Origin of the sequence: Ochrobactrum sp. 19YEA23 (assembly GCF_029909865.1) — a bacterium.
GTDB lineage: Bacteria > Pseudomonadota > Alphaproteobacteria > Rhizobiales > Rhizobiaceae > Brucella > Brucella gambitense.
In genome coordinates this window covers 164,538-189,433 of sequence record NZ_JASAMQ010000002.1, presented here as the reverse complement: position 1 = coordinate 189,433, position 24,896 = coordinate 164,538, and the positions used below count along the sequence as shown (strand labels likewise).

Below are 24,896 nucleotides of genomic sequence, written 5' to 3'. Positions count from 1 at the left end.
CCGTTCGGCTGTTGGTGCAGTCAAATCCCTCATGCCGATTGCCTCCTGATGAGATCTGCTGCCTTTTCGCCAATCATGATCGTGGGAGCGTTCGTGTTGCCCGATATCAGCGTTGGCATGATCGAGGCGTCGACCACGCGAAGACGTTCGATACCATGGACTCTCAGTTCAGGATCCACCACAGCCATCGAATCCGTGCCCATTTTGCAGGTACCGACCTGGTGTGAGACGCAGCCGCCGTTTTTAGCGAGATAATCCTCAATCTCGTGGTCGGTTGCCGTCTCCGATCCCGGTAAATGCTCCTGGATGACAAAATCAGCAAGCGGTTTGCTGGCGGCCATGCGTCGCGCGAGCTTCAACCCTTCGATCGCAATGCGCCGATCACGTTCGTCGGAAAAGTAGTTGGGGGCGAGTTTTGGCTGATCATGGGGATCGGCGGAGCGGAGCGTGATCTCGCCACGGCTGGCCGGTCGTACCGGACAAAGGAAATTTGCAAAGCCGGAGAACTTGAACAGACCGTCTTCATAGTATCCACCGGAGAAAGTCTGAAACAGAAACTGCAAGTCGGGCGACACCGATTCCGGCAGCACTTTCGTAAACAATCCTGCTTGCCCGGCTGGAACCGAAAGCGGTCCCTTGCGTGTCAAAAGCCACTTGAGTCCGGCCTGCGCCTGCTTGAACCGGCTCATCATGATGTCGTTCATGGTGATCGGGCGATTGCACTTCCAAGTGATCTGCCCGCCATAGTGATCCTGAAGGTTTTTACCGACGCCGGGGAGGTGGTGAACCGATTGAATGCCGTGCTGCGCGAGTGCTTCGGCATCGCCGACGCCCGAAACCATCAATATTTGAGGCGACTTGATTGAGCCCGCAGCAAGGATCACCTCGCGGGCCGCCTTGACCTCGACAGTCGTGCCTTGATGACGCAAGCGGATACCACATGCCCGGCGACCGTCGAACAGGACATGTTCGGCTTGCGCTTCGGTTGCAACATGAAAATTGACGCGACCCATTGCCGGCTTGAGATAGGAGGTTGCGGCGGAGGCGCGGCGACCGTTCTTTACGGTTGCCTGAAAATAGCCGGCGCCTTCTTGTCGTGCGCCGTTAAAATCGTCATTTCGCGGTATGCCTTGTGCACTGGCCGATCCAATGAAAGCGTCGCAAAGCGGATTGCGCTCGGTGAGATTGGTGACGGTTAGGGGGCCGCCCGTGCCGTGAAATTGGTCGGAACCATTCTCCTGATCTTCTGCTTTGCGAAAATAGGGCAGCACGTCTTCATAGGACCATCCAGGATTCCCGAGTTGCCGCCAGTGATCATAATCCTCTGCCTGCCCACGAATGTAGATCAGACCGTTGATGGAGGATGAACCACCGAGAACACGACCGCGCGGCCAGTACACTTTTCGTCCGCCGAGCGCGGGATTTGGTTCTGTCTCGAACTTCCAGTTGACCTTGGGATCGACAATGGTCTTGCCGTAGCCAACTGGAATGTGAATCCAGAAGCTTGAATCTTTTCCGCCAGCTTCCAGCAGAAGCACGCTTGATTTGCCATCTTCGCTTAGCCGCGCAGCCAAAACGCACCCTGCCGAGCCAGCGCCGACAATAATGTAATCAAAGATTTTTCCGTTGAGCACGGATATTCTCCCAATAGTCCGACCTGAGCGTGTTCCCGCTTTAATTGAATTTTATTTTCGCGCTCGGTACCGGATGGATATAAGATATGTGATCAGTTCAGGTTCCAGACATGCGGATCATGTCGGCGGCCTTCTCCGCAATCATGATAGTTGGCGCGTTGGTGTTGCCAGAAATCAGCGTCGGCATGATGGAAGCATCCACTACCCGCAAACCTTCGATTCCATGCACTTTCAGTGAGGTGTCCACGACAGCCATCGAATCCTGTCCCATCTTGCATGTTCCAACCTGGTGTGCGATCGATAGGCCGGTCTGGCGCGCATAAGCCAGTATTTCGTCATCCGACTGGACTGCCTTGCCGGGTGCATATTCGGCTTCAATAACCGCGGCAATTGCGGCTTTCTCAGCCACTTTACGCGACAGCTTAATGGCTTCCACCAATACCTTGCGGTCGTTTTCCGACGAAAGATAGTTGGGTTGCATCAACGGCGTGTCTTTGGGTTTGGCCGAGCGAAGCTTCAAGGTGCCTCTGCTTTCCGGCCGCACCGGACAGACAGCATTGGCAAAGCCCGAGAACTTGTGCAGGCCGTCATCATACTCATCGTGGCTGAAAGTCTGGAACAGAAACTGAATGTCGGGCGTCTCCAGGCGCTGATCGGATTTCGCAAATGCGCCAACTTGTGCGGCCGAAATCGTCAATGGGCCGGTGCGGAAGAGCAGATATTGGAGTCCGACCTGTAACTGTTTCGCCGGACTCATCATGATATCGTTGACCGTTACGGGCAGGCGGCTCTTATAGGTAACAAGTGCACCGTAATGATCCTGCAGGTTTTCGCCCACTCCCGGAAGATCATGTACAACGTCAATACCGAGCTGTCTCAGCTGCGTGGCAGGCCCGATCCCTGAAAGAAGAAGCAATTTTGGTGAATTGATCGATCCAGCGCTTATGATGACCTCGCGCCGGGCACGAACAAAAACCTGCTTGCCGTCCCGCTCGAAGATAACGCCGACGGCTCGTTTGCCCTCGACTACGATCTTCTGAGTTTCCGCCTTGGTAATCACGCGCAAATTTTGACGTTTCATCGCCGGCTTGAGATAGGCAACAGATGCCGAACAACGACGCGCATTGCGGGTCGTTGTGTGGTAGTAGCCTACTCCTTCCTGAGTGGCGCCATTAAAATCGTCATTAGCCGGTATGCCAGCTTCGACTGCGCTCTTGATGAAAGCGTCGCAAAGAGGGTTGCGCTCCTTGAGGTTGGAAACGCGCAAAGGGCCGTCACTACCATGGTAGGCGTCGCCACCATTTTCATGGCTCTCCGCCTTTCGGAAATAGGGCAAGACATCATCGTAAGACCAACCGGCATTGCCTAGCTGTCGCCAGTGATCATAATCCTGTGCCTGGCCCCTGATATAGAGAAGCCCATTAATCGATGAGGAGCCGCCGAGCACCTTGCCACGCGGCCAGTACATCCGCCGATTGCCGATCTCTGCGCTTTCCTCGGTCTCAAAGCGCCAATTGAGGCGGGGATGGACAATCGTCTTGCCATAACCGATAGGGATATGAATCCAAGGATTCCAGTCCTTTCCACCGGCTTCCAAGATAGTTACTGCAGTCTGACCATCCTCGGTCAATCGACCAGCGAGGGTGCATCCCGCTGAACCTGCACCTACGATAACGATGTCGGTTTCGAGAGTTTCATTTACGTTAGTCATCTATTCGGTTTTCACTAGAGGAAAGCAGCACGCAAGCTACCACTGTTTGTTGGCGGAAACCGAAGGAACGGAGAACAGTTCGATTCTCCTCTCCCCCGAGCGATCATCTCCGTGACCTGATTGAACTCAGTCAACAGTAGCTTTTGATATAATTCCAATATAAATATTCAGGTCACCTAATGCCGAATTGTTATCAGTTCTTGGTGGCGTTTCAGAATTTTCGCAAACGATTAAGCGGCAGGCAATTCGTCGATCTTGACCGGCAATCAAGTGGGAGCTCTGGCAGGCAACGGCGAGCGCTTCTTTACATTTTTCGGTTGGGCTGGACTGTCTGCTTCCGGCCCCATTCCGGGCATTTCGAATGGCAATCATAACGGGGAGTTTTGAACAGTTGGCGTCGAAACGCTCACTATTCAAGTCCATCTAGTGCAGTGTGATCTGGTGACTAGTGGGCGGATTTGCGAATGCCCGCCTGTTCCAGTAATGGCAGCACAGTGTCGCGGAAATAGGGGAATTCTTCCGCGTAATCGACGAAGGAAAGCGTCGTGCCGGAAAACCCTGCCTTTTGCAGCGATATCAGTCCGTCTGCCACCTGTTGAGGTGTCCCAACCAGTGGGAAGCCGCCATGTCCAGCCGCCATCCGGTCTCGGATCAGTGCCAGGAGATCGTGGGGGAACGAATGGGCGTGGGCGAATTGCAGCTTCACAAGATTGTCTACAGCCACCCAATCGGCATTGTCTTTGCCGAAGTGCTGCAGATATTCAGTGGCCTCCTTCTCGGTCGGTCGGCATACGACGTGAGAGAATGTCAATACACCGATATCTCGCCCTATGTTGGCACCTTTCGCTTTCAGTTCGGCAATTTCGGACCCGGAGCGATCCAGATCGATGGCAGGAGTAAACAGAAAATCGGCATTCCGCAGGGCAAAATCGCGGCCCTGACCGGAGCCCGCAGCATTCAGTATCGGCACTTGACGTGACGGACGGGGCGCGCCCAGAATGTTTTTCAAATCGAAGAATTTGCCGATATAATCGAAAGCTTCAGTCTTTTGCCAAAGGACTTTTACGATATCGAACCATTCGTCAGCGTAAGCGTAGCGACTTTCGTGATCGGCCGGCAAATTGAGCCCTAGCGCTTCGTATTCTGGCTGGTTCCAGCCTGCAACGATATTGAGGCCAATGCGGCCGTCGCTGATCTGATCGATTGTAGCGATCTGCTTTGCCACAACGGCTGGATGATTGGCGGCCGTGTGAATGGTCGCGAAAATATTGATGTTTTTCGTGCTGGCAAGCAGGCCCGCTGCCCATGTCATCGTTTCCAGCACATCGCCATGGAAGTTTGTGTCGCCGCCGTAACCGATCCAGCGTGCAATCGGCAGCATGAAATCAATACCAGCATCGTCCAGAAGGCGGGCAAGCTTGAGATTGTTCTCCCAGGTATTTTTCCAGCGCTCCGGCACTTTTGTCACCGACATGCCACCAGAACAATTGGATGCGAACGTGCCAAGCAAAAACTGTTTGCCGGCGAACATAGTGTTCTCTGTCATGGCCATATTCCCCTACATTTGTTATAATTTATAATAGAAAATCTATTTGAAACTTCAAGCTTGTCAATTACCGATCATGCAATCACCATAACAAGCGAGGTATCGGAGCGTAGTTCATGAGCAAAAACAAAAAAGATGGCGAACGACCTGGGATCGATAAAAGCTGGCATCTTGCTTGCACGCCTCTGGAAGTTAATGTCGCCGAGGTGGAATTTGCCTTAATGCGTGCCTTCGAAGCGTTCGGACGATGGCAAGCTGAATGTTTGGGCTCTGTAATCGATTTGGCGGCAAGCGGCCCGGAAAATGCAATGCTCCACATCATCCGCATGAATGAACGACCTAAATCCGTTAAGGATTTGGCGCGACTTTCGAACCGGGAAGACATTCCTAACATCCAGTACAGCCTGCGCAAGTTGATCGCTGCCGGACTTGTAGAGAAGACTGGAAGCGGTCGTTCCGGTGTCAATTATACCATGACGGTAAAGGGCATAGAGGTGACCGACCGATATGCGGAAGTGCGTAGGTCACTTCTTTCGAACGCCATCAGCTCGATTCCCAATCTACACCATCGGCTCGAGGAAACGACCAGAACACTTGATCTTATGACCGGGATTTATGAGCACGCAGCACTGAGTGCGGCAACACATAGGCGTTTACCGAAAGTGGCAATTAGGTAGTAAACATGGGGCGCGTTCAACTGGTTGGTTCTTGGCGCAAGACATGAGGCCATGAACGTGGACGGTTTTGCGGCGTCTATTCTCGAGCCGCAATCCAAAGGAAATGTTCACACCGGGCACGGCGCGAGCCCGTAATATCGACCATACGAGCCGGGGCAAACTGAAACGGGCTGCTCGAAACCGTAACGGTTATCTCGTTAGATGGAAACTTGGCACACAGTATTACGCTGGTACTAGCCAGTTCCTGGTTCACCGGCCGATGGTTGGAATCCTTTCAAGACGAGCGGTCTGCGCTCCATCGACTGGTACGTTTCCTGACTGGCAATCAGAGCGTTTATCGTCCACATGGTAGCAAACCAGACTTTGAAAGCGGATAGCTCGGACGCCTTTTTGCGATTGCAAACAGAAGACGGCTCGTGCTCGCGGTCAAAAATTTGGTCCTTTAATGTAACACTAATGACCGATGGAAGCATACCAAGGTGCTCGTCGCGCGAAATGGCGATATTTAGCGGTGAGAGCTCCTCATACCGTGAGGCGAAGAACCGGAATGGCGGGCGATTATCCAGAATTTGAATTAGGGAAAGCACTTCACGCATTACGTGGATCTAAGGAATTGATATCGTGTTTTGAACAATTAATATTCTTTGATGATTTTAGAATGGGCGGCCTACGATGGAAAAAGATAAAGACCAAATTGGCTCGAATCGACTTGGTTCGGCTTACGCCAAACATCGCATTTTGTTGTCGGTAACACCTGCTTCGCAACCACAACTCGGCGAAACCGATCTCGATCCACGGGATTGGCTCGCTGCAATTGTTGACGGTTCAGACGACGCCATCGTTAGCAAGGATCTGAATGGCATTATTAGAAGCTGGAATAGAGGTGCCGAGCGCCTATTCGGTTATCATGCCGAGGAAGTCATCGGAAAGCCGGTCACGATCTTGATACCAGAAGATCGGCTTGACGAAGAACCAGCTATTTTAAGCGAAATTCGAAAGGGAAACCGAGTCGATCATTTCGAAACAGTTCGGAAGCGAAGAGATGGTACGCTAATCGATATTTCATTGACGATTTCACCTATTCGAAACACAAACGGCGTTATTATTGGTGCATCAAAAATTGCACGCGACATCAGCGAGCGCTTGGAGGCTCAAAGCCAACAAAAGCTCCATATGGGTGAAATGCGTCATCGCGTGAAAAATTTGTTCGCTCTGGCAAACGGAATCGTCTCATTGAGCGCAAGATCGGCTACGCAGGTTGATGAGTTTCGCGAGGTGGTTCAGGCGAGATTGGCCGCACTTGCGAGGGCGCATGAACTGACGATGCCGACATGGGATGATGCCGATGTTACGATCTCGTCGGTCCCGTTGCAGAACTTGTTACATACTATTCTAGAGCCTTATGGTGAAAACAATTTTCATATCACGGGCCATGATCCTGCCGTCACAGGAAAGTCGCTGACAAATCTCTCGCTGCTTTTGCATGAGCTGACAACGAATGCTGCCAAGCACGGTGCATTAGCGAGTTCTGAACGCGAGCTTTCCATAGATATTCAAGAGTCGTCTGACACTATTTTCATTTATTGGCTTGAAACAGGTAATGAGTATCATGATGACCAACCCAGCGAGGGGTTCGGTACAAGACTGGAAAGGGCACTGGTGTCGGCCTTGAACGCAGACTTTGATCGATTGTGGGTGAAGAATACCCTCAAAATATCAATTTCACTTCCAAAAGCGCTACCCGAATAGGGTGTGCTTCCATGGCCATCCTTGGCGGACAATCAATGCAAATCAACACGTAAGGCGCAACCGGCTTCAATTTCCATCGGTCCAGATGTGAATGGCTCGTAGTCTGTTTCATCGCTTGATTTATGGTTCAGCGATATCGGAAAAGCCCTGCATCAGGAACTGGCTCGCCCGATATGGCGGCTGTGATATTTTGGGCTGCAATCATTGCGAAGGTAATTCCGTTGCCGCCGAAGCCCAGAGCGGTAAAAATGCGCTCGTATCCGGAAACACGATCGATGATCGGTAAGCCGTCCTTGGTGACACCGAATGGTGCTGACCAGACATAATCGGGCTTATCAATCGTCACTCCGATGAGGTCTTCCAACTTACGAATGATGATTGCCGCTTTATCTGCGAGTTTCTTCGAATCCTCATTGCTATTTTGTGCCTGTTCGTCCTCGCCACCGGCGATAATACGTCCAAACTCATCGGTTCTGAGATAAAGATAGGGATCTGCAGCTTCCCAGACGAGCATATCTCGTAACCAAGGTGGCGCGTTTCGCAAGGGCTTTGAAGCCAACGCCCAGGTCGATGTGATACTGTGCGATTTCGCCTCCATTTGAGGCAGATATTCGTAGCCGGTGCAAAATACTGCATGTTCAGCAACCAGAACTTCGCCTCGACGAGTTGCCAAGGCTACGCCTGAAGGCAACTCTGCCATATCTGTAATCTCGACGGGCGAAACGATCTGGGCATTGCGGGTTAGAACCGTGTGCAACAACCCTGTAGTAAGTTGCGCGGGATTAGCTGATGCAGAAATGTTCGACAAAATTGCTGCGGGGCGGTTCAATCCAAAGCGCTCTAAGAGGACTTTGTGACTGAGATAACTGGTGCTGATGCCAATTTTGTTGCGCGCAGCGGCCTCGTTGGCAAGCGCTTTCGCTCCCATCTCATCGCCAGCAAGGTAAAGCGCTGACTTTGCACGCATTTGGCAATTGAGCTCGAGCACGCCCGACAAATCAATCAGATCACGAACAGCTTGCGCTGACCTTAACCAGGCAGCATTAGCTTCGCCCTCACCAATTTTCCGGCTTAGTCGGCTCAGGGGGACGTCGATCTCATGTTGGATCATTGCTGTCGACGCTGATGTCGAGCCGCGTGCCGGAGGCCGCCGATCAACAATCAAAACGCTTTTTCCCCTGCGCGTCAACGCTTCTGCCGTCAGTGCTCCGGAGATACCTGCTCCGACGACTATTACGTCAAAAGCCCAACGAGGAAGATGGGTTTCTGCTTGAACGGTGGAATTGGGTGTTTTTATCCAGAAGGGAATGCCTGTTCGAAGGTCGTCTTTTCGAGTTGCGGCATCATGATCGGGCATGAACGATCTCCTCCAAATCTATTCTACGATAAATTTGGCAAAGACCCTCTGATATTCAAGGAAGCCCGTAATTTTGTTTCGTCCGTAAGGCTGTACATACAGTCGTTATGCCGGACAGATATCAGACTCAATGAGGAACAATCACCCGGATGAAATGTTCGGTTTTCTTAGAGATGAGAAAGGATTGCTCAATGGACGTGCTGCAATTTGATGTCAAAACTACGTGGCCAACCTTAAATGATGCCGTTCTCCTGCCAATGTCAGGAGATCCTACAGAACTCCCACCTGCTGAGCCGGAAAAGCAACCAAAACCACCACCGGAATTAATACCCGATGGCGAACCAGCTAGTCCGGATGAACCCGAGCAGATACCTCCTCTTCCGGATCCGGGGCAACCTTCACCGGAACCAAACAGTCCTGGCCAGCCAATGATGTGGGCATTTAGAGACGGTCAGGATAGAGCTGACATCGGCGGAACATAGGCGAAACATAGGCGGGGTGCCGTAGCTTTTTAGTGCGATCAGTATTTCGCACCGTGCTGTTTTGCCCTTCTGGTCGCAGCGCGAAGCAATTCTTCTACATTCGTAGTGGTAGACTTATTGCCGTTTTCGTCCTCGATGGCTGCTCGGATGGCTTCGACTTCGCTTTCCGTAAGGTGTTCAATCCCGATAAGCCGTGAGCGCGCACCCTTTACAGATCTAAGTACCTCGTCCAGCTTTGCTTCCACAGCGGTGGAATCGCGATTTTGCGAGTTCTGGATCAGAAACACCATCAGGAAAGTAATGATCGTGGTGGCGGTGTTGATGACCAGTTGCCAGGTATCGGAAAAGCCAAAAAGCGGGCCAGAAACGGCCCAAACGACGATGAAGCCCAGGGCACAGCCGAAGGCATAGGATGTCCCTGCAATTTCAGCGATGGCTTGGGAAAGATGAGTGAAGAACTTTTCCATGATAATTCCTCTACAACTGAAGAACGTACCTTTGTCTGCCGCCCAACGCCGCTCGAGGCTCAGCGTTCAGATAGAACTTACTTGCTCACTCATCGGTTCCGTTTCTAACAATTTTCACTGACAATGCGGGCAATTCGACGAGTAATTCTGGGTTTAGGCAGAACGTCCTCTACGAAGAAGACGAGGACGGTGCCGGAACAATTGTGCTGTGAGATCGTTGGAAATATCAGGTTGATAGCAATGACTGCACAACGCAAAGCTTGCCATAGTGCTCGTCTTGATAAGATGTCTACGAACTCAAAAAAGTAAACCGAGCACCGGCTGAACGTCTCCGTGGTCTACAGTTATGTCATCTGTTGAACGATCATCATGGCGATCTTCTCCCAACAGAAGCGGGCACTGAAGGCGGTCAGCCGTGGATGCCCTAAAAGCGTTAACGGAAGGAAGAACCATCATGGCTAGCCAACCCGATAAGCACGCTCCTCTCACAGAAGATGAGTATATCAAGTTTCTGGCCGAGAATTCGGACCTGTCGCCTTTGCAGGCGCGCGATTTGATTGATCGCCTTGGTCACCGGGACCGACCGAAACTTCTTGCAGAGGCGAGGAAATTCAAGGCGGAAAGTTAAAGCGGCTGATAGAAATGTCAAAGCAGCATTTCTGACTAAATCATCGGGAACAACCAGTAGTTCGCGTGAGTTTATCCAATCAGGTTCAATTCGTCACAGGAGCGAGGCAGCTATGGCTCTGCGCGCAAACTGGAAAGGTCTGTTGAAAGTCGATCAGCTTTTGATGCCGGTCGGCCTTTATACGGCTGTATCGACATCAGAGCGGGTTTCTTTTCATCTCATCAATCGCAAGACGGGTAATCGTCTCAGTCGTGAATTTGTCGATAGCGATACGGGTAAACCTGTTCCCCGAGAGGAGCAGATGAAGGGATATGAAGTTTCGTCCGGCAAATATGTCATTTTCAATGATGAAGAAATCCAGTCTGCAATTCCTGAAAGCAATAAGACACTCAATATCACGCATTTCGTCAAATGCAGTGAAATCGACGATGTTTATCTTGATCGACCTTATTATCTGACGCCCACTGATGAGGACGAGGTGTTCTTGCTTCTCCGTGATGGAATGAAAGCTGCAAACGTGGCGGCAGTCGCTGAGGCGGTACTCTTTCGCCGTGCGCGTAAAATTCTCATTCGCGCGGAGGACGAGGGCATGATCGCATCGACGTTGAACTTTGATTACGAAGTTCGACCAATAAAAGAGGCTTTCGGAGATCTGGAAGCATTCAAGTTCGATCAGGAAATGCTCGATCTGGCCAAGCATATTATCGGCACCAAGATGGGTCGCTTCGATCCGTCAAGTTTTGACGACCGCTATGATGCAGCACTAGCCGACTTGATTAAGGCAAAGATTGAAGGAAAGCCGCTCAGAAAGCCTGAAGCTCCGAAGGCGGCCGACGTGATTGATTTGAAGGAAGCCCTACGCAAGAGTGCAGCCTTGAGTTCTCAACAAAAGCAACCGGCAAAATCGGGAACAACCAAAGCGAAACCCCGAAAGGCTGGATAATGGGACAGCCGCTCGAAACCTATCATAAGAAACGTGACTTCAGCCTGACGAAGGAGCCGCGCGGCAAAGCCAGGCGAATCAGGGGCGATTTATATGTGGTGCAAAAACACGATGCGCGTCGGCTGCATTATGATTTCAGGCTGGAAATGGACGGAGTGTTGAAAAGCTGGGCGGTCACACGAGGTCCAAGTCTGGTCCCGGGCGAGAAACGTTTGGCCGTCCATGTGGAAGATCACCCGCTTGAATATGCCGGTTTTGAAGGTACGATCCCGAAGGGGGAGTACGGTGGTGGGACGGTCATTGTCTGGGATAGCGGACAATGGACCTCGGTTGGCGATGCTCACAAAAATTATAAGAAGGGGCATCTCGAATTCGAACTGAGTGGCGATAAATTGAAGGGTCGCTGGCATCTGGTTCGAATGCATAGAAAACCGGGCGAAAAACGAGAAAACTGGCTACTCATAAAGGGCGAGGACGAGTTTTCACGAGAGGCTGACGACCCCGATATTCTTGAGGAGAAACCGCAATCGGTGAAAACCGGGCGAGTTATCGCCGATGTGGAACATGAAGCGCCGGGCTGGTCGTCCAAAACGGGACCGCTGAATAAAAACCGCGCAGCGAAGGAAGGCAATGCTGTGCCATTGTCGAGGCGCGCAAAGAAAGCTGCGATGCCGCCATTCATAGAACCTCAATTGGCGACATTGGTATCAGCCGCGCCCGGAGGAAGCCGCTGGATTCACGAAATCAAGTTTGATGGTTATCGCATTCAGGCGCATGTCGCTGATGATAAAGTCGTGCTCTATTCACGCAGCGGGCTAGATTGGACAAAGAAATTTGGCCGTTCGATAGTCAACGATCTTCTGGCTACGGGGGTCGAGAATGCCATATTTGATGGCGAGATTGTCGTGGAAAATAAGGCGGGGCTGTCGGACTTTTCGGCACTGCAAAGCGATCTGAGTGACGGACGTTCGGACCGGTTCGCCTTTTATATATTTGATCTGCTTTATCAGGATGGCCGCGATTTGCGGCAAGTGCCGCTCGTCGAACGCAAATGCCTACTGACAAAGCTCATTTCCCATACCTCGAGAACACTGCGCTATAGCGAAGCCTTTGATGCCGATGGTGACGCTGTATTGAAGAATGCTTGTGGGCTCGGACTGGAGGGCATCGTCTCGAAATTGAGCTATGCTCCTTCTATTTCCGGGCGCAGCAAGGGCTGGCGCAAATCGAAATGCATAGGACGGCAGGAGTTTGTAATTGCCGGATTTGTGCCTTCAACTTCAACGTCTCGCGCAATTGGTTCTCTGCTGTTGGGCGCTCAGGAGAAGAAAGGACTTGTTCCTGTTGGGCGTGTGGGAACTGGTTTTTCCGTCAAGCTGGCCAAATATCTTTACACGAAGCTCACGTCGATACGTCAGGAACAAAGCCCATTCGCAATAGAGCTGACCGGTGAAGAAAAACGCGGTGCGATATTCGTCAAGCCGCAATTGGTTGCAGAAGTCGAGTTCCGTACCTGGACTGCGGACAGAAGACTGCGCCATGCATCATTCCGCGGACTGCGTGACGACAAGACTGCCGAGGAGGTCACATTGGATAAAAGTGCAAGGCCATCTCAGCCGTATAGGACATCCCACGAAGAAGCTGATGTGAAGCTCACTCACCCGGATCGCGTGTACTGGCCAGAGGAGGGCATAACAAAACATGGGCTGGTAGATTACTACGCCGAAGTCTGGTCACGAATTGAACCATTTATTGTCAATCGGCCTTTGGCTCTGCTGCGCTGTCCAAACGGTATCGATGGCCAGCATTTCTTCCAGAAACATGCCTGGAAGGGTCTGAACGTACATATTGTTGAGGTGGATGACCCCTCGGAGAAGGATGAAGAGCCTTACATCGCAATCAAGGATTTTGACGGTTTGATCGGTTTGGTTCAGGCTGCCTCGCTAGAAATCCATCCTTGGGGTTCGAGCCTCAGGGACTGGGAATTGCCGGATATGCTAACCATGGACCTTGATCCAGGGGAGGGGGTTGCCTGGGAACGTGTCATCGACGGGGCCTTTGAAACCAAAGAGCGGCTTGAGAAGCACGGCCTGACAACATTTGTAAAAACATCCGGAGGAAAGGGACTGCACGTCGTCGTGCCATTGAAGCCGAAAGCCAATTGGGACAGCCTCAAAACCTTTACCAAGTCGATTGCCGATGAGATGGCGGCAGACAGTCCTGATCGCTATGTTTCGACCATTTCCAAAGCCAAACGCAAAGGCAAAATACTCATTGATTATTTGCGCAATCAACGAGGCATGACGGCTGTTGCACCTTACTCGCCACGTGCTCGCCCTGGAGCAGCCGTTTCCATGCCACTCGCCTGGAATGAACTGAATCCCGCTATCGGTCCAGCACATTTCACGATCATGAATACAGCAACGCGGCTAGCAGCTTCGAAGCTTGATCCTTGGTACGACTTTCGCAAAGCGGCGACGGCTTTACCAAAATAGTGCGAAAAGGTTGTATCCTGAGAAGCTAATGCTGCTTGTTCTCGTTGGTAAGGCTTTTGCGCAAAGCATCCATGATGTTGATGACATTGCCGCCGGTCGCCGGGGCGGTCGCTGCAGATTTGGGTTTTGTCGGCGTTTTAATTTTCTTTTTCTTGGCGGCGATCATTGACTGCAGGTTCTTCTGAACCGGATCCTTCAGCAAGCCCGGCTTCCAGTCCTCCGTTTTGCGCTTGATCAGTGTGCGAACCATGGAGAACAGCTTTTTGTCGGGCTTCTCCGCCTTGATGCCTGCGAAGTAATCGTCGGCTTTTCGAACTTCATCACCGAAATGCAATGTCCATAGCACAATACCTTGTCCGCGTGGCTCCAGAAGAACAGCTCGTTCACGCCGATACATGACTAGCCTTGCCAGACCATAGACGCCGCTCTTGTCCATTGCCTCCCGAATAACCGCAAAGGCTTCCTGCCCGACCTTGTCAGATGGTGAAAGATAATGGGGTTTATCGTACCAAATCCAACCGATGCTATCGCGCTCTAAGAATTTTTCGATATCGATAGTGCGAGTACTTTCGAGAGCCACGGCTTCGAGCTCGTCGTCCTCGAGGAGGACATAGTCTCCTTCGGCCTTCTCGAAACCCTTAATTTCGTCTTCGTCGCGCACGGGCTTATGTGTCACTGAATCGACATAGCGACTGATCACCCGGTTGCCCGTTTTTGCATTGAGTGTGTGGAAGCGCACTTTTTCGCTTTCAATGGTCGCAGGCATTATTTCCACCGCGCAGGTGACGAGCGATAACTTTAAATAACCTTTCCAGAATGCATGGGGCACCGGCTTATCCTCTTTTTAGTGAAGAATAACCAGCTGAAGGCTGGAAGGTTCCGGGTTTAAATGTTGATGCGGGAACCCACCGCTCATTTGGGGTGTTATCTCACAGATGAAATCACGACAGAAAAATCGGGGATCACTTTGGCGAAGAAATCAACGGTCCGTTCACGCCTGCTTCATACCAGTGACGCCGAACCTGGGCTGAAGCGTATTCGCTGTGGCGAAGGTTTTCGCTATGTCGATAGCCAAAAACGCGCTGTTAGCGCGGCGGATAAAGCGCGCATTGTAGCCCTTTCCATTCCACCCGCCTGGAAGAACATTTGGATATGTCAGAGCGAATATGGGCATATACAGGCAACAGGCCGCGATGCGCGTGACAGAAAGCAATTTATCTATCATCCCGACTGGATGAAACGACGTGGCGACAGCAAGTTTTCGGGCTTGCAATATTTTGGCAGCAATTTGAGCCACCTGCGCGAGAAGATTGATGCAGATATGCGTCGACGCTCTTTCTGTCGAGACCAAGCCAAATGGCGCTGCATTTGATCCATAATTGGGTCGAAAGATGTGTAAGGCCGCTTTTTGAGACCGCGTCTACCGAGTTGCGAGCTTGACTTGGCAATCGGGATGAACTGGTTCGCGTAAGCCGGTAAACGAAGCCGTCGCCCCCGAAATTGATTTGACAAACTTTGCCAATCTGCACATATACAGACCAAAGAAGGGAGATCCAAATGGCCACGATGAACGTATCACTCCCGCATCCAATGAAAGAATGGGTTGAAGCACAGGCTAAGACAGGACGCTATTCAAACGCGAGCGACTATGTGCGTGATTTAATCCGTAAAGATCAGATGCGCGGCGATAAAATTGCCGCTATGCAGCATTTCGTTGATGAGGGCTTGCAAAGCGGCGTGGGTACTCGATCGGGGGATGAACTCTTTGCTACAGCATTAGCGAGCGCTGAAAAATTTTCTAGTCGCAAATAATGGAACTTAAACTCTCTGTTCAAGCGGAAGATGATATCATTGCAATCGCCGAGCAGAGCATAGCAATGTTTGGGCCAACACAGGCAAGACGATATCATGTGGAGCTGTTTAAAACTCTGGATTTAATTGCGAGCACTCCACGAATCGCGCGAGAACGCGACGAAATCTCTCCACCTGTTCGGATCCACCCGTTTAAAGCTCATCTTATTATTTATCAGATCGAAAATGACGAAGCGGTTTTTATCATTCGAATACGTCATGCATTTGAAGATTGGATCAGCGATCCCTTCTAATCTTTGTTCCGCCCAAGAAAATTTAAAATAGGCATGAATTGTCACTCAAAGGGTGTTTTCACAGAGCTAGAACGTCCGGTGTGATTTATCCGGCAGGTAGACTCTGATAGGCCCTGACAGGTAGTCGTTTATATCCTTTCAAGCTGTGTTGCTGTGCTCGAAGGGGTGGAAAGGCATCAAGTAAGGAGGGCAGAACAATATAGAAGTAATGTGATGGCACACCGATCACATCATGTATTTGTCCCAGAAACCGGCTTGCGGTTCAATCTGTTCGACAACATCGATCCATAGGCCGACGGGTCTTCAAATACAAAACAGCGTTGGCCGAACGGTTCATCAGTGAGTGGGTAAGTAACGGATAGTCCCTTGCTGTGATGACTTCTCCGTCCTCTTTGGTGAATGACGACACCGGGTTTTCCAGAATGTCGAGAACCAGTTCTGACGGACGGCACAGTTTCGTGCCAAGTGGCGTTTCCACGATTGGACGATTGATCAGGATAGGATGCGTCATCATGAAGTCGACCAGCTCATCATCGGTCCAGTTTGGATCGGACAATCCCAACTCGGCATATGGGGTGCCTTTCTCGCGAAGGAGTTGGCGAGGCGTCATCTGCATTGCAGTGAGCAGTTCGACCAGTCGTTCTCGCGAAGGCGGATTTTGTACATATTCAATGACGACGGGCTCCTCGCCGCTGGCATGGATCAAGGCCAATGTGTTGCGAGACGTGCCGCAGTTCGGATTGTGATAGATCGTAACTGACATCAGAATTTTCCTGTTTCAGTGACTGGCTTTTGATTGGAACCGCGTTCGTACCAACCCTTTGAGCGGTTCACGATCCAGACGACCGAGAGCATGACGGGCACTTCAACAAGAACGCCAACCACTGTTGCGAGCGCCGCGCCAGATGAGAAGCCGAAAAGGCTGATTGCGGCTGCTACTGCCAGCTCGAAGAAGTTGGATGCGCCAATCAACGCCGAGGGACCGGCGACGCAATGTTGCTCGCCTGAAATGCGATTCAGCAGATAAGCCAGGCCAGAGTTGAAATAGACCTGAATGAGGATCGGGACGGCCAGCATCGCAATGATCATGGGCTGTGCGATGATCTGCTCTCCTTGAAACCCGAATAGCAGTACGAGTGTCGCCAAAAGCGCAATCAGAGACAGCGGTTGTAGTGTCTTCAGCATTGCATCGAAGGATTGTTGCCCTCCGCTCGCGAGAATGCTTCTGCGCAGGATTTGAGCGATAATCACCGGAATGACGATATAGAGGACAACCGACAAAACGAGCGTATCCCACGGGACAGTAATTGCCGACAGTCCGAGCAATAGTCCGACGATAGGGGCAAATGCCACAACCATGATCGCATCGTTCAGTGCGACCTGCGACAGCGTGAAATGCGGCTCGCCCTTGGTCAGGTTAGACCAGACAAACACCATTGCCGTGCAAGGGGCAGCCGCCAGAATAATCAGCCCAGCAATGTAGGAATCGATTTGGTCTGCAGGCAGATGAGGGCGAAACAGCCAGCCGATAAATAGCCAACCGAGAAGTGCCATAGAGAATGGTTTGACGGCCCAATTGATAAAGAGCGTGACGCCGATGCCACGCCAGTGCTCAGTGACCTGTCTCAATGCGCTGAAATCGATCTTCAGCAACATGGGGATGATCATGAGCCAAATGAGGATGGCGACCGGAATGTTGACCCTGGCGACTTCAGCAGATCCTATTGCATGGAATACTGTCGGAAAGAAGTGGCCCAGAGCTACGCCTGCGACGATGCAAAGAGCCACCCAGACAGTCAGATATCGTTCGAATGTGGACATCAGTTATTCTCCACATTCCAGGTTGCCTCGCTCAAAATTGAACGTGCGAAATTGTCCGTGCTCAAGGAGAGCACGCTATAGCCCCGATCTGTCATTATATCAGTCCGTTTGGTGGAAGGCCGAATTCATCGGCGTTATCTTATTGTGTGGCGGCTTTCGGTTCGCAACAGGGCGTCAGGCTTTGTACGAGAGGTGCGCAGAGTTCAGCACTGCCGCCGCAACAGTCCTTGATCATGAAAAGGGTCAATTCGCGAAAACGGTCGAGGTCGGCGCGATAGATGATCGAACGGCTCTGACGTTCACCTTTTACAAGTCCAGCGCGAGATAATGTCGCTAGATGCGCAGACATCGTATTCTGCGGCACATCCAGCATGCGCGCCAGTTCACCGGCAGGAATGCCCGCAGGTTCGTGTTGCACCAACAGACGGAAAGTATCCAGCCGGGTCGGTTGGGCCAGAGCGGCAAAAGCGGTTATTGCTTCTTCATTTTCCATATATCTAGAATAATAGATATAAATTGTCTGTCAATAGGCGAAGCTGTTTCGACACATTGTCGCCAGTTCGTAAAATCGTCCGGCTGTCTAGCTCCCAAGTCGCCCGGAGGCGTATTGCGCAAGAGCTGGGGAATTCACAATTGATAGTTGGTACAGCAGCATTCATAGATTGGCAGCATTGTTGATATGGATTGCTGCGGACCGCTGTTGAGAACCGCAGATTATATGACCAAGGAAGCATTTTTAGCGAAGCAGCCAGTCTGAGTTTACAGCAATGGAATTGGAGCCTTATTTGCTTTCTCCTTACATAAAGCGCATGATGATTATAACGACAGTAATTGAAACGGGTGCTGTCATTTGGGCTTCAAATGCCTGACCCGCAACAAAGGAGGACGAAGTGTCTTCCATCGCGTTGAATTCCAGAAACATCACTATGATTTCGCGACTTCTAAGGGAGGCTCGCAAACCCGGCGACACGCAAGATCTGCGCACTGATGCTGCACGTTATCTGACACGTCGATTTCAGGAGGGAACACGTGACGAAGGTCGGCTACAGATCGCCCTGACACAGTTTATCAAGAAACATCGAAGAATGGCAAAGGCCGCCGATCGTTGAGATGACGAAGGCGGCTCCGTAAAAAGCGAAAAGTAATGGCCCTTTCATTTCCAAACCCCAGCAGAAGTTTCGATGATCTTGAGGTGGGCGTGCGATTTGTCGGCTACGATGGAATGACCTCCGTCCCATTTCTAATCGATAAGCCCGCCCTGGAGAAGAATGGCGCCATTGCAGCGACGGAATCATCGCTTCTTGCTGCCTTCGACGCCTCACGGAAACTGATCTACGATGCTGCTCTCGAGGTCTATTCACAGGCTCGGCAAACTTCCTATCGCATCACCGTGGAGGACATGAAGTAGCTTCTTATGCAATGATTGAGCCGATCTGCCGTCGCAATTCAGCCTCAGTTGCTTTGCTCAAATTTAAAGCGCATGGTGCATGTCTCGACAGCTTTTGAAACGGGCGCTGTCGGTTGAGAGTGCATACTCCAGCCCCAATACAAGGAGGACGAAATGTCTTCCAAAATTATCAAGCCCTACTTTGGACCTACCGACTTTCGAATGATGCGTGAAATACTGCGACGCGCCGGCTATCGGCTTTACGATACCGCAGAAAACCGTGCCGCTCACATATCCGCAGCAAGGCTACTCATTCAGGAATTTCAATCTGGACGCTCACCATCGTGAGCGATGCCGCAGCTTTCTCGGCAACATGCCCGTGAGAACGTGGAAGTATCTCCAGCGGTGATTTGAACCATCACTGGATTGGTCTGGTATGAAAGAATTAGTTAATTCCTCAAAAACAGGAAGTTTTCAAAATGCCCCGTGGTCAGAAAAGAAGTAACCGAGAAATAAGAAAGCCAAAGAAAGATAAGACCAAGGAGAAAACTGCGTCAACAGATGTTGTTTCAGGTCGCTTTCCTACTCCTGCCAATGACTTGATCAAAACCAAACGGCATTAGTTATAGCTGTGTCTCCCACGTTGCTTGGTGAGGAGACACAGCCCCTATCGGGGGTACAATCATGCCAACGTCTACATTTAGTTCAATAGGCAATTTGTATTGCGAAGGAAAGAACCTCGGTTCTGTTGGCTACCGTATTTCCATACTCACGGAAGGTGAGAAGACGTTTACAAAGGGCGTCTTGTGGGCAAGTATGGATATACTCCGGCAAGCTTATCAAGGAGATCTTGTTCAGTTATCATCGGAAAAAGGCAACGGCTTGCTGAACGTAGATGTAAAGAACGTCGGAATACATGGAAATGCTGACTTCATTATAGTTGGAAAGCAGACGTTTTAGGACATCGCATACCGGTACTTAATAGACGTAGGAACCGAGCACCCACGCGACCAATCCGATGTCGATGCATATGATGAGAAATGCGATCAGATACACGCTCAATTTACGATCCAAAGATTTTTGGGCTGACATTTTATCCTCGCCAGATTGATCACGTGTCATTGAGACGATGCCAGCCCGGTAAGTACCTCGTGAAACAGGCCTCTCGATCCCAACTCGAAGTCGCCATATTCAGCCCGACGTCAGGAAACGCGGATTATCAGCCATGGGCCAACCTCAATCGGAGCCGCTTTCGAGGAGGCCATCGCAAGACCAAGGATTTTGCAGTGACTTGCGGGGCCGTATAGCCACCCTCATTCTCCCAGGCTTCCAGTTCTCTTTGATTGGATTGTGATAGCCGTTGGGCGCGGATTGCCAAAAGCATATCCAGCATCTGCACAGGATCATGGCTTCCGGCGCTGAAAATTTCACAAAGGTGTTTGGCGGCTTCCAGGCGAGTCTCTGGTTTTTCGCAACCCTCCAGCGAATATCCGGAACGTTGCAGGAAAGCACGAAGCGAAGGGAAATCTTCTGGGCCAAAGTAGGATAGACGTGACGCGGAAGACATCGCATGTCCCCCTTCATTTTGGGGCAGGAGATTATTCTCTCCCAACGACAGCGCCCGTTTCAACTGCTGTGCATAACAAACAGTGCGCCTTTTCGAATTAAAGCGCAAGCAGACATGTGATATTTATTTATTTAAAAATAATCGGCTCAGAATTTTTATCAGATAATCATGAGCCGGCGAAAATCAACGCGTTGCCTTATACTTTTGCATCTTCTCAATTTCATGAATGAATTTTTCCGCATACTGCGCTGTATTAACGTAGTTCAGTTCATTGGAGCCAAGAATATGATGATGCGTGAATACTGCTTTAAGTCGATCCAGAAATTTGGGTTCGGTCTCGGCTAGATGCCCGATGAGAACCTGAAGTATCTGCTCATGTGCAAGAACCTTTCGTTCTAGAGCTGTGGTGTCATTAGCCATTGCGTTTGCTCCTCGGTAAAGAATGACGTGGCGACCGGGTACGTGAGAAACCGCCGCAAGAACGCCGGAGAATATTCGCAAGCTGCGACCAATCTTTAGATGGAGAAGTCATTTGTTCATGAGCATTTCTGAGATCGCTTTTGCTGGCCGTCGTGTCCTCATCGTGCCATGGACGTACAGAAACAGTTTCCAAATTAATGCTACGGGTAAGTTGTTTATTCATTATAGCCTCCTCGTTCGGTTTCCCGTCCACATTAAAGCGCCTTGGCGAGTTCGTTGCCGCACGCAGTAGCGAGCGCGGTATTGGGCTGCTGTGCTCCCAACGGTGTCGCCCACCCTGTCTTCTCGATAAAAGTACGGCGGGAGTAAGCTGGTGCGGCCTTAAAATCAGCCAGGATGTTTACAACGGCCGGATCGTTTTTCGATTTTTCAAGACAGTAAGGCGTCAGAGCGAGTGCTACCCCGTCGGTCGTGTTGGATGCAATCAGGCGCTCAGAAGTGCCTTGTGTGACCCACCCACCTACGGAAAACCCGATAGCAATTGCCGCAATGGCACCAACCGATGCACCGCCGAGTGCGGGCTTTAACCATTCAAACTTGTTCATGAAGGTATCCGATCTTCAATGATCGAACGCACATAATTATGCGTTGGATTTTGATTATAGCACCAATGCAATCAACTTTTGCGAGAATTCTTTATAAATTTTAATTTTAAGTTGTTTTTCGGCGCCAAATTGAGTTCTTGTGCCTACATAATTTTCCGAGCCGAGCAGGCGTCCACTGCTAGTACCCACCTTTTCCAAGCGTGGCTTTACTGGTTGGGAGATTTAACGGGCTTTGCAGAATATATATTTCGGTGTGCTCGTTATTGAAACATAGCCGCCGCTAGCTTGTTGTGCTGAGAATGATAAAGGCGTTGGGCACATGACTGACCTTGCAAAACCATACCATTCGGCGAGACGATTTGCTGCGGGCGTGAGACCTCGTGATCTCCCATCGCAAGCTATAGCAGAGGCGTTGAAAGACGGTTTGAGAGTGACGTTCTCCAACAATAATGAAGACCCATGCTGCTTGAGCGTTTCAATCGGAAGAAGCGTCAGGTAACCCGCAACTGGAATCTGGATGAGACCTATGTGAGGGTCAAAGGCGAATGGCTTTATCTGTATCGTGCCATCGACAGCAGCGGCAATATCGTCGAGTTCCTGCTCAACAGAAACCGGGATCTGAAGGCTGCCAAACGCTTTATCCGCAAGGCTCTGGCCCGACATGGCAGGCCAGAGAAGATCACTATTGATGGCAGCCAGACTAATCGAACGGCCATCATGCAGAGTGATGCCGAGAGCCCGTTGCGACAGGATGGAAGGTCCCTCACCATCCGCTCCAGTAAATACAAGAACAACACCATCGAACAGGATCATCGCCGCATCAAACGACGGATACGATCCATGCTCGGCTTCGAGTCCGAAGCCGCCGCCAGCATCACGCTTGCAGGTATAGAGCTCGTTCACATGATGCGAAAGCTGCAAGGCAATTTCGGATCAACCGCACCGCTTTCACTCAAACCACAATTCACAGCGCTTGCAGCATAGTTGCGCCCAGCGGTTGGCCACCCTTTGTTCCGCCGAAAATTTTGCAAAAGATCCCGATTTGACGCGAAATTTCAATGGTGAACGGCTATGATCGGTTTACATCGAGTTCTAATTTGAATGATGTGCGTTCTATCTGGAGGGTACTTTGCGCGGTCTCGATTTTACATCCTGGCAAAGCATGCTGCTTACGCTGATCAGTTTAGCTCTATTTACTCTGATTACCATCGGGATCCGCTTGTTGATGATGTTTACCATCCAACAACGACGCGAACGAATGAACCGGCAGATCAATGAGCGCCTGCGGACGTTGATTGCGGCATATAAAATCCTAGGTGGGTCGTTTACGGGAGATTTGAGCGCTAACCCTATCCATTTGAAAGAAATTCGTCAGCATGCCAATGTTGGAGGCGGCTATAACCTTGATGAAAAAGAATGGGATAGGCCACGTCGTATCCGCGATGCTGTGGAAGCGGCCCTCTCTGAGGTCATATTGCTTGGAACAGATGAACAGGTGAAATTGGCCGTTGAGGCTGCTAACGCCCTGATCGTAGGTGAACCTGTAAAGACGGAAGCGCTCGTTGTCTCATTGCGTAATTTTATTCGCGAGGCGCTCGCACTCGAACCGGTTTCCGCCAAACTCATAATTCCACAACAAGGGCCAGCACGGCCAGTTGGAACTGCAGCCCGCAAAGGTAAAGATCAGAAGGGCGGAGACTCTGGTGGCAAAGGACACGGTGGTGTGGGAGGAGGCGTGGGTGGCAATGCTGGCTTTAACGAAACACCGGCCGAGGATTCGGCTCAATACCAAAGCCGGTAGAAACTGTTGGGATTAAAACCAATAGTTCGGTCCATTTGACAGTGTTTTCGCCGCAAGCGAAAGGTTCTATGTTCCTCTTCCAATTGCAGTTTGCTTGAGCTTTTCTTTCTCCAATAGCCGGGCTATATCGGACCTTCACGCTGACGGGCTTAAAAACCCTCGGTCTGTCTGTGAGCAGCCCCGTGACGTTGGGAGACGTGCCAGGGCTTTTCTTCTTAGCTTCTATGCGACGAAATGCTGTTGTCGATGTACATCCAGAAGCTTCGAGAATAGCATCGTCTATGCTCGGCACTGAGCGTCTTCTTCCTCCAGAGAGCTGTACCATTGGCTTCAGTTTCCTTTGCAAATGCGCATACACAGTCGCAGTGCTCTCAAAGGGCTTTTTATCGGAGCTTGATAGGATATTTTGATGGATCTACATCCGGAGTATCAGTGAGATGCTGCTTCATCAGTTTCTCGTCTGGAAAAATGGCATCAAACAACCCATCCTTTCCTGCATAGGGTCCAGGAACGTGATGCTTCGTGTTCTGGAGGTCGGTTTCTTCATCGGTCCAGTCTGGTCGAATGTAAGTACTGGATAAACTGAACGGTGTCCGATCTTGCTTGGAGTAAGTTGCATAGATTTCAACCTCCCGCTGAATGTCGAGGTAAAGGAAGGCCAGGTTTGTCCGTGTTCGCGCCAATTGCAGCAGTTCATCCGGTATCTGCACCTTGGATGAAAACGTCACTTATTCTTTAGCCAGATGAGTTGGATAATCTGGATATACGTCTGAATGCGGCCAGTCGCAATCTGCTCCTATGTCCATCGGGAGCCGGCTTCCCAGAAGGACACACACCTTTGAAGTAGGACTTCTGCCATTTGTCTTTGGATGCCTGGGATTCTTTATCGCCAAGGCTCGCATTGAACTCAGTACGACTGTGGGACCAGGTTTGGTACTCCTTACTCAGTTCGGTATTTTCTGAAAGGCATCTAATGACGGGGGAGAAGTATTCGAGTTGCCTGCGCTGAATAGGAAAAATGTGGCAGAACGGTTCCCCCGCATCGAAATGAATTCGCGCTCCGGGGCGGGTAAATTGCCAGTTCATCGTGAATGTATAGGGCGACCAATTCGTCTCAACGAGACCGGTTAACGGCGCAATAGCGTCCTTGGGCCTGTTGATTGGACCAGTTACAAAAAGATCGAAATCGGGTGGCGTTTTGAACAGGCATGGCATGTGGAATGTTAGAATACCATTGCCAAAATGGCTGATGGCCGGAACTGGTTTGTCGCCTTTGCTCTTGATGTGAATTGCATCAAGCGTTCCTCGTCCGGTCCAGATTGCCGAGAAAGCTGTCGGACACAGGATCTCCCAGCCATGCGCGTTGACAATATTCAGCGGCAAGCAACGATAAGCGAAGCGTTCACCGGTCGCATCCATCCAGTCCCGCTCCAGTGGAGCAGGACGAATGAGAAGTTCTTGACCATCAAGAACATAAGCCGTCAGTTCTTTCATTCCAGTA

The 24,896-nt window shown here is 50.8% G+C and carries 24 protein-coding genes and 2 pseudogenes; 12 read left to right on the top strand and 14 right to left on the bottom strand.

Features of this window, described 5'->3' with window-relative positions; translation table 11 throughout:
* Positions 1-29 precede the first annotated feature (29 nt).
* The 3 genes from QBD01_RS07510 to QBD01_RS07500 all read right to left on the bottom strand — a co-directional run bounded on the left by QBD01_RS07510 (position 30) and on the right by QBD01_RS07500 (position 4,891).
* Entirely contained in the window at positions 30-1,634 is a 1,605-nt protein-coding gene (locus tag QBD01_RS07510) for a choline dehydrogenase (protein WP_280992284.1), read from the bottom strand.
* A 97-nt stretch (positions 1,635-1,731) separates the two neighbouring features.
* Positions 1,732-3,345, bottom strand: a complete 1,614-nt coding sequence (locus QBD01_RS07505; RefSeq protein WP_280992283.1) for a choline dehydrogenase — start codon at positions 3,343-3,345, stop codon at positions 1,732-1,734.
* A gap of 445 nt (positions 3,346-3,790) precedes the next feature.
* On the bottom strand, positions 3,791-4,891 hold the full coding sequence (locus QBD01_RS07500) for an LLM class flavin-dependent oxidoreductase (protein WP_280992282.1): 1,101 nt from the start codon (positions 4,889-4,891) through the stop codon (positions 3,791-3,793).
* 116 nt (positions 4,892-5,007) lie between these two features.
* Here QBD01_RS07500 and QBD01_RS07495 point away from each other — a divergent pair, with 116 nt between their 5' ends.
* A complete protein-coding gene (locus tag QBD01_RS07495; RefSeq protein WP_280992281.1) occupies positions 5,008-5,568 on the top strand; it encodes a winged helix DNA-binding protein in 561 nt (186 codons plus the stop codon).
* 233 nt (positions 5,569-5,801) lie between these two features.
* On the opposite strand, the gene QBD01_RS07490 is transcribed toward QBD01_RS07495, so the two are convergent.
* Positions 5,802-6,164, bottom strand: coding sequence for a hypothetical protein (locus tag QBD01_RS07490; RefSeq protein WP_280992280.1), 363 nt, complete (start codon positions 6,162-6,164; stop codon positions 5,802-5,804).
* A 76-nt stretch (positions 6,165-6,240) separates the two neighbouring features.
* On the opposite strand from QBD01_RS07490, the gene QBD01_RS07485 reads away from it, so the two are divergent.
* A complete protein-coding gene (locus QBD01_RS07485; RefSeq protein ID WP_280992279.1) occupies positions 6,241-7,317 on the top strand; it encodes a PAS domain S-box protein in 1,077 nt (358 codons plus the stop codon).
* A 127-nt stretch (positions 7,318-7,444) separates the two neighbouring features.
* On the opposite strand, the gene QBD01_RS07480 is transcribed toward QBD01_RS07485, so the two are convergent.
* Positions 7,445-8,674, bottom strand: coding sequence for an FAD-dependent oxidoreductase (locus QBD01_RS07480; protein ID WP_280992278.1), 1,230 nt, complete (start codon positions 8,672-8,674; stop codon positions 7,445-7,447).
* Positions 8,675-9,194: 520 nt separating this feature from the next.
* Positions 9,195-9,623 (bottom strand): low affinity iron permease family protein, encoded by a 429-nt coding sequence (locus QBD01_RS07475; RefSeq protein WP_280992277.1) that lies wholly within the window; start codon positions 9,621-9,623, stop codon positions 9,195-9,197.
* A gap of 454 nt (positions 9,624-10,077) precedes the next feature.
* On the opposite strand from QBD01_RS07475, the gene QBD01_RS07470 reads away from it, so the two are divergent.
* The 3 genes from QBD01_RS07470 to ligD all read left to right on the top strand — a co-directional run bounded on the left by QBD01_RS07470 (position 10,078) and on the right by ligD (position 13,689).
* The gene (locus QBD01_RS07470; RefSeq protein ID WP_280992276.1) at positions 10,078-10,251 is read left to right on the top strand and encodes a hypothetical protein; all 174 of its coding nucleotides are present in this window, start codon (positions 10,078-10,080) and stop codon (positions 10,249-10,251) included.
* Positions 10,252-10,363: 112 nt separating this feature from the next.
* Positions 10,364-11,194, top strand: a complete 831-nt coding sequence (locus QBD01_RS07465; RefSeq protein WP_280992275.1) for a Ku protein — start codon at positions 10,364-10,366, stop codon at positions 11,192-11,194.
* Positions 11,194-13,689: a DNA ligase D gene (gene ligD / locus QBD01_RS07460; RefSeq protein ID WP_280992274.1), complete on the top strand. Its 2,496-nt coding sequence runs from the start codon at positions 11,194-11,196 to the stop codon at positions 13,687-13,689. The genes QBD01_RS07465 and ligD overlap by 1 nt, the downstream gene beginning before the upstream one ends.
* Before the next feature lie 25 nt (positions 13,690-13,714).
* On the opposite strand, the gene QBD01_RS07455 is transcribed toward ligD, so the two are convergent.
* Positions 13,715-14,518 carry a Ku protein gene (locus QBD01_RS07455; RefSeq protein ID WP_280992273.1) on the bottom strand — a complete coding sequence of 268 codons (804 nt, stop codon included), beginning with the start codon at positions 14,516-14,518 and terminating at the stop codon, positions 13,715-13,717.
* A 60-nt stretch (positions 14,519-14,578) separates the two neighbouring features.
* On the opposite strand from QBD01_RS07455, the gene QBD01_RS07450 reads away from it, so the two are divergent.
* The 3 genes from QBD01_RS07450 to QBD01_RS07440 all read left to right on the top strand — a co-directional run bounded on the left by QBD01_RS07450 (position 14,579) and on the right by QBD01_RS07440 (position 15,794).
* Positions 14,579-15,061, top strand: coding sequence for a hypothetical protein (locus QBD01_RS07450; RefSeq protein WP_280992272.1), 483 nt, complete (start codon positions 14,579-14,581; stop codon positions 15,059-15,061).
* Positions 15,062-15,246: 185 nt separating this feature from the next.
* On the top strand, positions 15,247-15,501 hold the full coding sequence (locus QBD01_RS07445; RefSeq protein ID WP_280992271.1) for a type II toxin-antitoxin system ParD family antitoxin: 255 nt from the start codon (positions 15,247-15,249) through the stop codon (positions 15,499-15,501).
* Entirely contained in the window at positions 15,501-15,794 is a 294-nt protein-coding gene (locus QBD01_RS07440; protein WP_280992270.1) for a type II toxin-antitoxin system RelE/ParE family toxin, read from the top strand. The genes QBD01_RS07445 and QBD01_RS07440 overlap by 1 nt, the downstream gene beginning before the upstream one ends.
* A 367-nt stretch (positions 15,795-16,161) precedes the next feature.
* On the opposite strand, the pseudogene arsC reads toward QBD01_RS07440, so the two are convergent.
* From arsC to QBD01_RS07425, 3 genes and pseudogenes are all read right to left on the bottom strand, one after another.
* Positions 16,162-16,557: pseudogene (arsC, locus tag QBD01_RS07435) on the bottom strand (arsenate reductase (glutaredoxin)); the annotation flags it as partial.
* Positions 16,557-17,615 carry an ACR3 family arsenite efflux transporter gene (gene arsB, locus QBD01_RS07430; RefSeq protein ID WP_280992269.1) on the bottom strand — a complete coding sequence of 353 codons (1,059 nt, stop codon included), beginning with the start codon at positions 17,613-17,615 and terminating at the stop codon, positions 16,557-16,559. The gene arsB and the pseudogene arsC, both read right to left, overlap by 1 nt.
* A gap of 139 nt (positions 17,616-17,754) precedes the next feature.
* The gene (locus tag QBD01_RS07425; RefSeq protein ID WP_280992268.1) at positions 17,755-18,108 is read right to left on the bottom strand and encodes a metalloregulator ArsR/SmtB family transcription factor; all 354 of its coding nucleotides are present in this window, start codon (positions 18,106-18,108) and stop codon (positions 17,755-17,757) included.
* 651 nt (positions 18,109-18,759) lie between these two features.
* On the opposite strand from QBD01_RS07425, the gene QBD01_RS07420 reads away from it, so the two are divergent.
* Together QBD01_RS07420 and QBD01_RS07415 are read left to right on the top strand one after the other, a co-directional pair.
* A complete protein-coding gene (locus QBD01_RS07420; protein WP_280992267.1) occupies positions 18,760-19,023 on the top strand; it encodes a DUF1488 domain-containing protein in 264 nt (87 codons plus the stop codon).
* Positions 19,024-19,176: 153 nt separating this feature from the next.
* Entirely contained in the window at positions 19,177-19,350 is a 174-nt protein-coding gene (locus tag QBD01_RS07415; protein ID WP_181394330.1) for a hypothetical protein, read from the top strand.
* Positions 19,351-20,752: 1,402 nt separating this feature from the next.
* On the opposite strand, the gene QBD01_RS07410 is transcribed toward QBD01_RS07415, so the two are convergent.
* Entirely contained in the window at positions 20,753-20,989 is a 237-nt protein-coding gene (locus QBD01_RS07410) for a hypothetical protein (RefSeq protein WP_280992266.1), read from the bottom strand.
* A 254-nt stretch (positions 20,990-21,243) separates the two neighbouring features.
* Positions 21,244-21,594, bottom strand: a complete 351-nt coding sequence (locus QBD01_RS07405; RefSeq protein ID WP_280992265.1) for a hypothetical protein — start codon at positions 21,592-21,594, stop codon at positions 21,244-21,246.
* Positions 21,595-22,050: 456 nt separating this feature from the next.
* Between QBD01_RS07405 and QBD01_RS07400 the strand changes: the two are divergent.
* A pseudogene (locus tag QBD01_RS07400) lies at positions 22,051-22,578 on the top strand (IS6 family transposase); the annotation flags it as partial.
* Between the two features lie 145 nt (positions 22,579-22,723).
* Positions 22,724-23,395 (top strand): hypothetical protein, encoded by a 672-nt coding sequence (locus QBD01_RS07395; protein WP_280992264.1) that lies wholly within the window; start codon positions 22,724-22,726, stop codon positions 23,393-23,395.
* A 383-nt stretch (positions 23,396-23,778) separates the two neighbouring features.
* Here the strand turns inward: QBD01_RS07395 and QBD01_RS07390 are convergent, their stop codons facing one another.
* On the bottom strand, positions 23,779-24,123 hold the full coding sequence (locus tag QBD01_RS07390) for a hypothetical protein (RefSeq protein WP_280992263.1): 345 nt from the start codon (positions 24,121-24,123) through the stop codon (positions 23,779-23,781).
* Between the two features lie 7 nt (positions 24,124-24,130).
* A complete protein-coding gene (locus tag QBD01_RS07385) occupies positions 24,131-24,889 on the bottom strand; it encodes a DUF6065 family protein (RefSeq protein ID WP_280992262.1) in 759 nt (252 codons plus the stop codon).
* Between the last annotated feature and the right edge of the window lie 7 nt (positions 24,890-24,896).

What these genes read in the sequence shown, in the direction of transcription:
- QBD01_RS07505 (WP_280992283.1), bottom strand. Translation starts at nt 3,345, where the DNA reads ATGACTAACGTAAATGAAACTCTCGAAACCGACATCGTTATCGTAGGT.
- QBD01_RS07500 (WP_280992282.1), bottom strand. Translation starts at nt 4,891, where the DNA reads ATGACAGAGAACACTATGTTCGCCGGCAAACAGTTTTTGCTTGGCACG.
- QBD01_RS07495 (WP_280992281.1), top strand. Translation starts at nt 5,008, where the DNA reads ATGAGCAAAAACAAAAAAGATGGCGAACGACCTGGGATCGATAAAAGC.
- QBD01_RS07490 (WP_280992280.1), bottom strand. Translation starts at nt 6,164, where the DNA reads ATGCGTGAAGTGCTTTCCCTAATTCAAATTCTGGATAATCGCCCGCCA.
- QBD01_RS07485 (WP_280992279.1), top strand. Translation starts at nt 6,241, where the DNA reads ATGGAAAAAGATAAAGACCAAATTGGCTCGAATCGACTTGGTTCGGCT.
- QBD01_RS07480 (WP_280992278.1), bottom strand. Translation starts at nt 8,674, where the DNA reads ATGCCCGATCATGATGCCGCAACTCGAAAAGACGACCTTCGAACAGGC.
- QBD01_RS07475 (WP_280992277.1), bottom strand. Translation starts at nt 9,623, where the DNA reads ATGGAAAAGTTCTTCACTCATCTTTCCCAAGCCATCGCTGAAATTGCA.
- QBD01_RS07470 (WP_280992276.1), top strand. Translation starts at nt 10,078, where the DNA reads ATGGCTAGCCAACCCGATAAGCACGCTCCTCTCACAGAAGATGAGTAT.
- QBD01_RS07465 (WP_280992275.1), top strand. Translation starts at nt 10,364, where the DNA reads ATGGCTCTGCGCGCAAACTGGAAAGGTCTGTTGAAAGTCGATCAGCTT.
- ligD (WP_280992274.1), top strand. Translation starts at nt 11,194, where the DNA reads ATGGGACAGCCGCTCGAAACCTATCATAAGAAACGTGACTTCAGCCTG.
- QBD01_RS07450 (WP_280992272.1), top strand. Translation starts at nt 14,579, where the DNA reads ATGTTGATGCGGGAACCCACCGCTCATTTGGGGTGTTATCTCACAGAT.
- QBD01_RS07445 (WP_280992271.1), top strand. Translation starts at nt 15,247, where the DNA reads ATGGCCACGATGAACGTATCACTCCCGCATCCAATGAAAGAATGGGTT.
- QBD01_RS07440 (WP_280992270.1), top strand. Translation starts at nt 15,501, where the DNA reads ATGGAACTTAAACTCTCTGTTCAAGCGGAAGATGATATCATTGCAATC.
- arsB (WP_280992269.1), bottom strand. Translation starts at nt 17,615, where the DNA reads ATGTCCACATTCGAACGATATCTGACTGTCTGGGTGGCTCTTTGCATC.
- QBD01_RS07425 (WP_280992268.1), bottom strand. Translation starts at nt 18,108, where the DNA reads ATGGAAAATGAAGAAGCAATAACCGCTTTTGCCGCTCTGGCCCAACCG.
- QBD01_RS07420 (WP_280992267.1), top strand. Translation starts at nt 18,760, where the DNA reads ATGGCCCTTTCATTTCCAAACCCCAGCAGAAGTTTCGATGATCTTGAG.
- QBD01_RS07415 (WP_181394330.1), top strand. Translation starts at nt 19,177, where the DNA reads ATGTCTTCCAAAATTATCAAGCCCTACTTTGGACCTACCGACTTTCGA.
- QBD01_RS07410 (WP_280992266.1), bottom strand. Translation starts at nt 20,989, where the DNA reads ATGGCTAATGACACCACAGCTCTAGAACGAAAGGTTCTTGCACATGAG.
- QBD01_RS07405 (WP_280992265.1), bottom strand. Translation starts at nt 21,594, where the DNA reads ATGAACAAGTTTGAATGGTTAAAGCCCGCACTCGGCGGTGCATCGGTT.
- QBD01_RS07385 (WP_280992262.1), bottom strand. Translation starts at nt 24,889, where the DNA reads ATGAAAGAACTGACGGCTTATGTTCTTGATGGTCAAGAACTTCTCATT.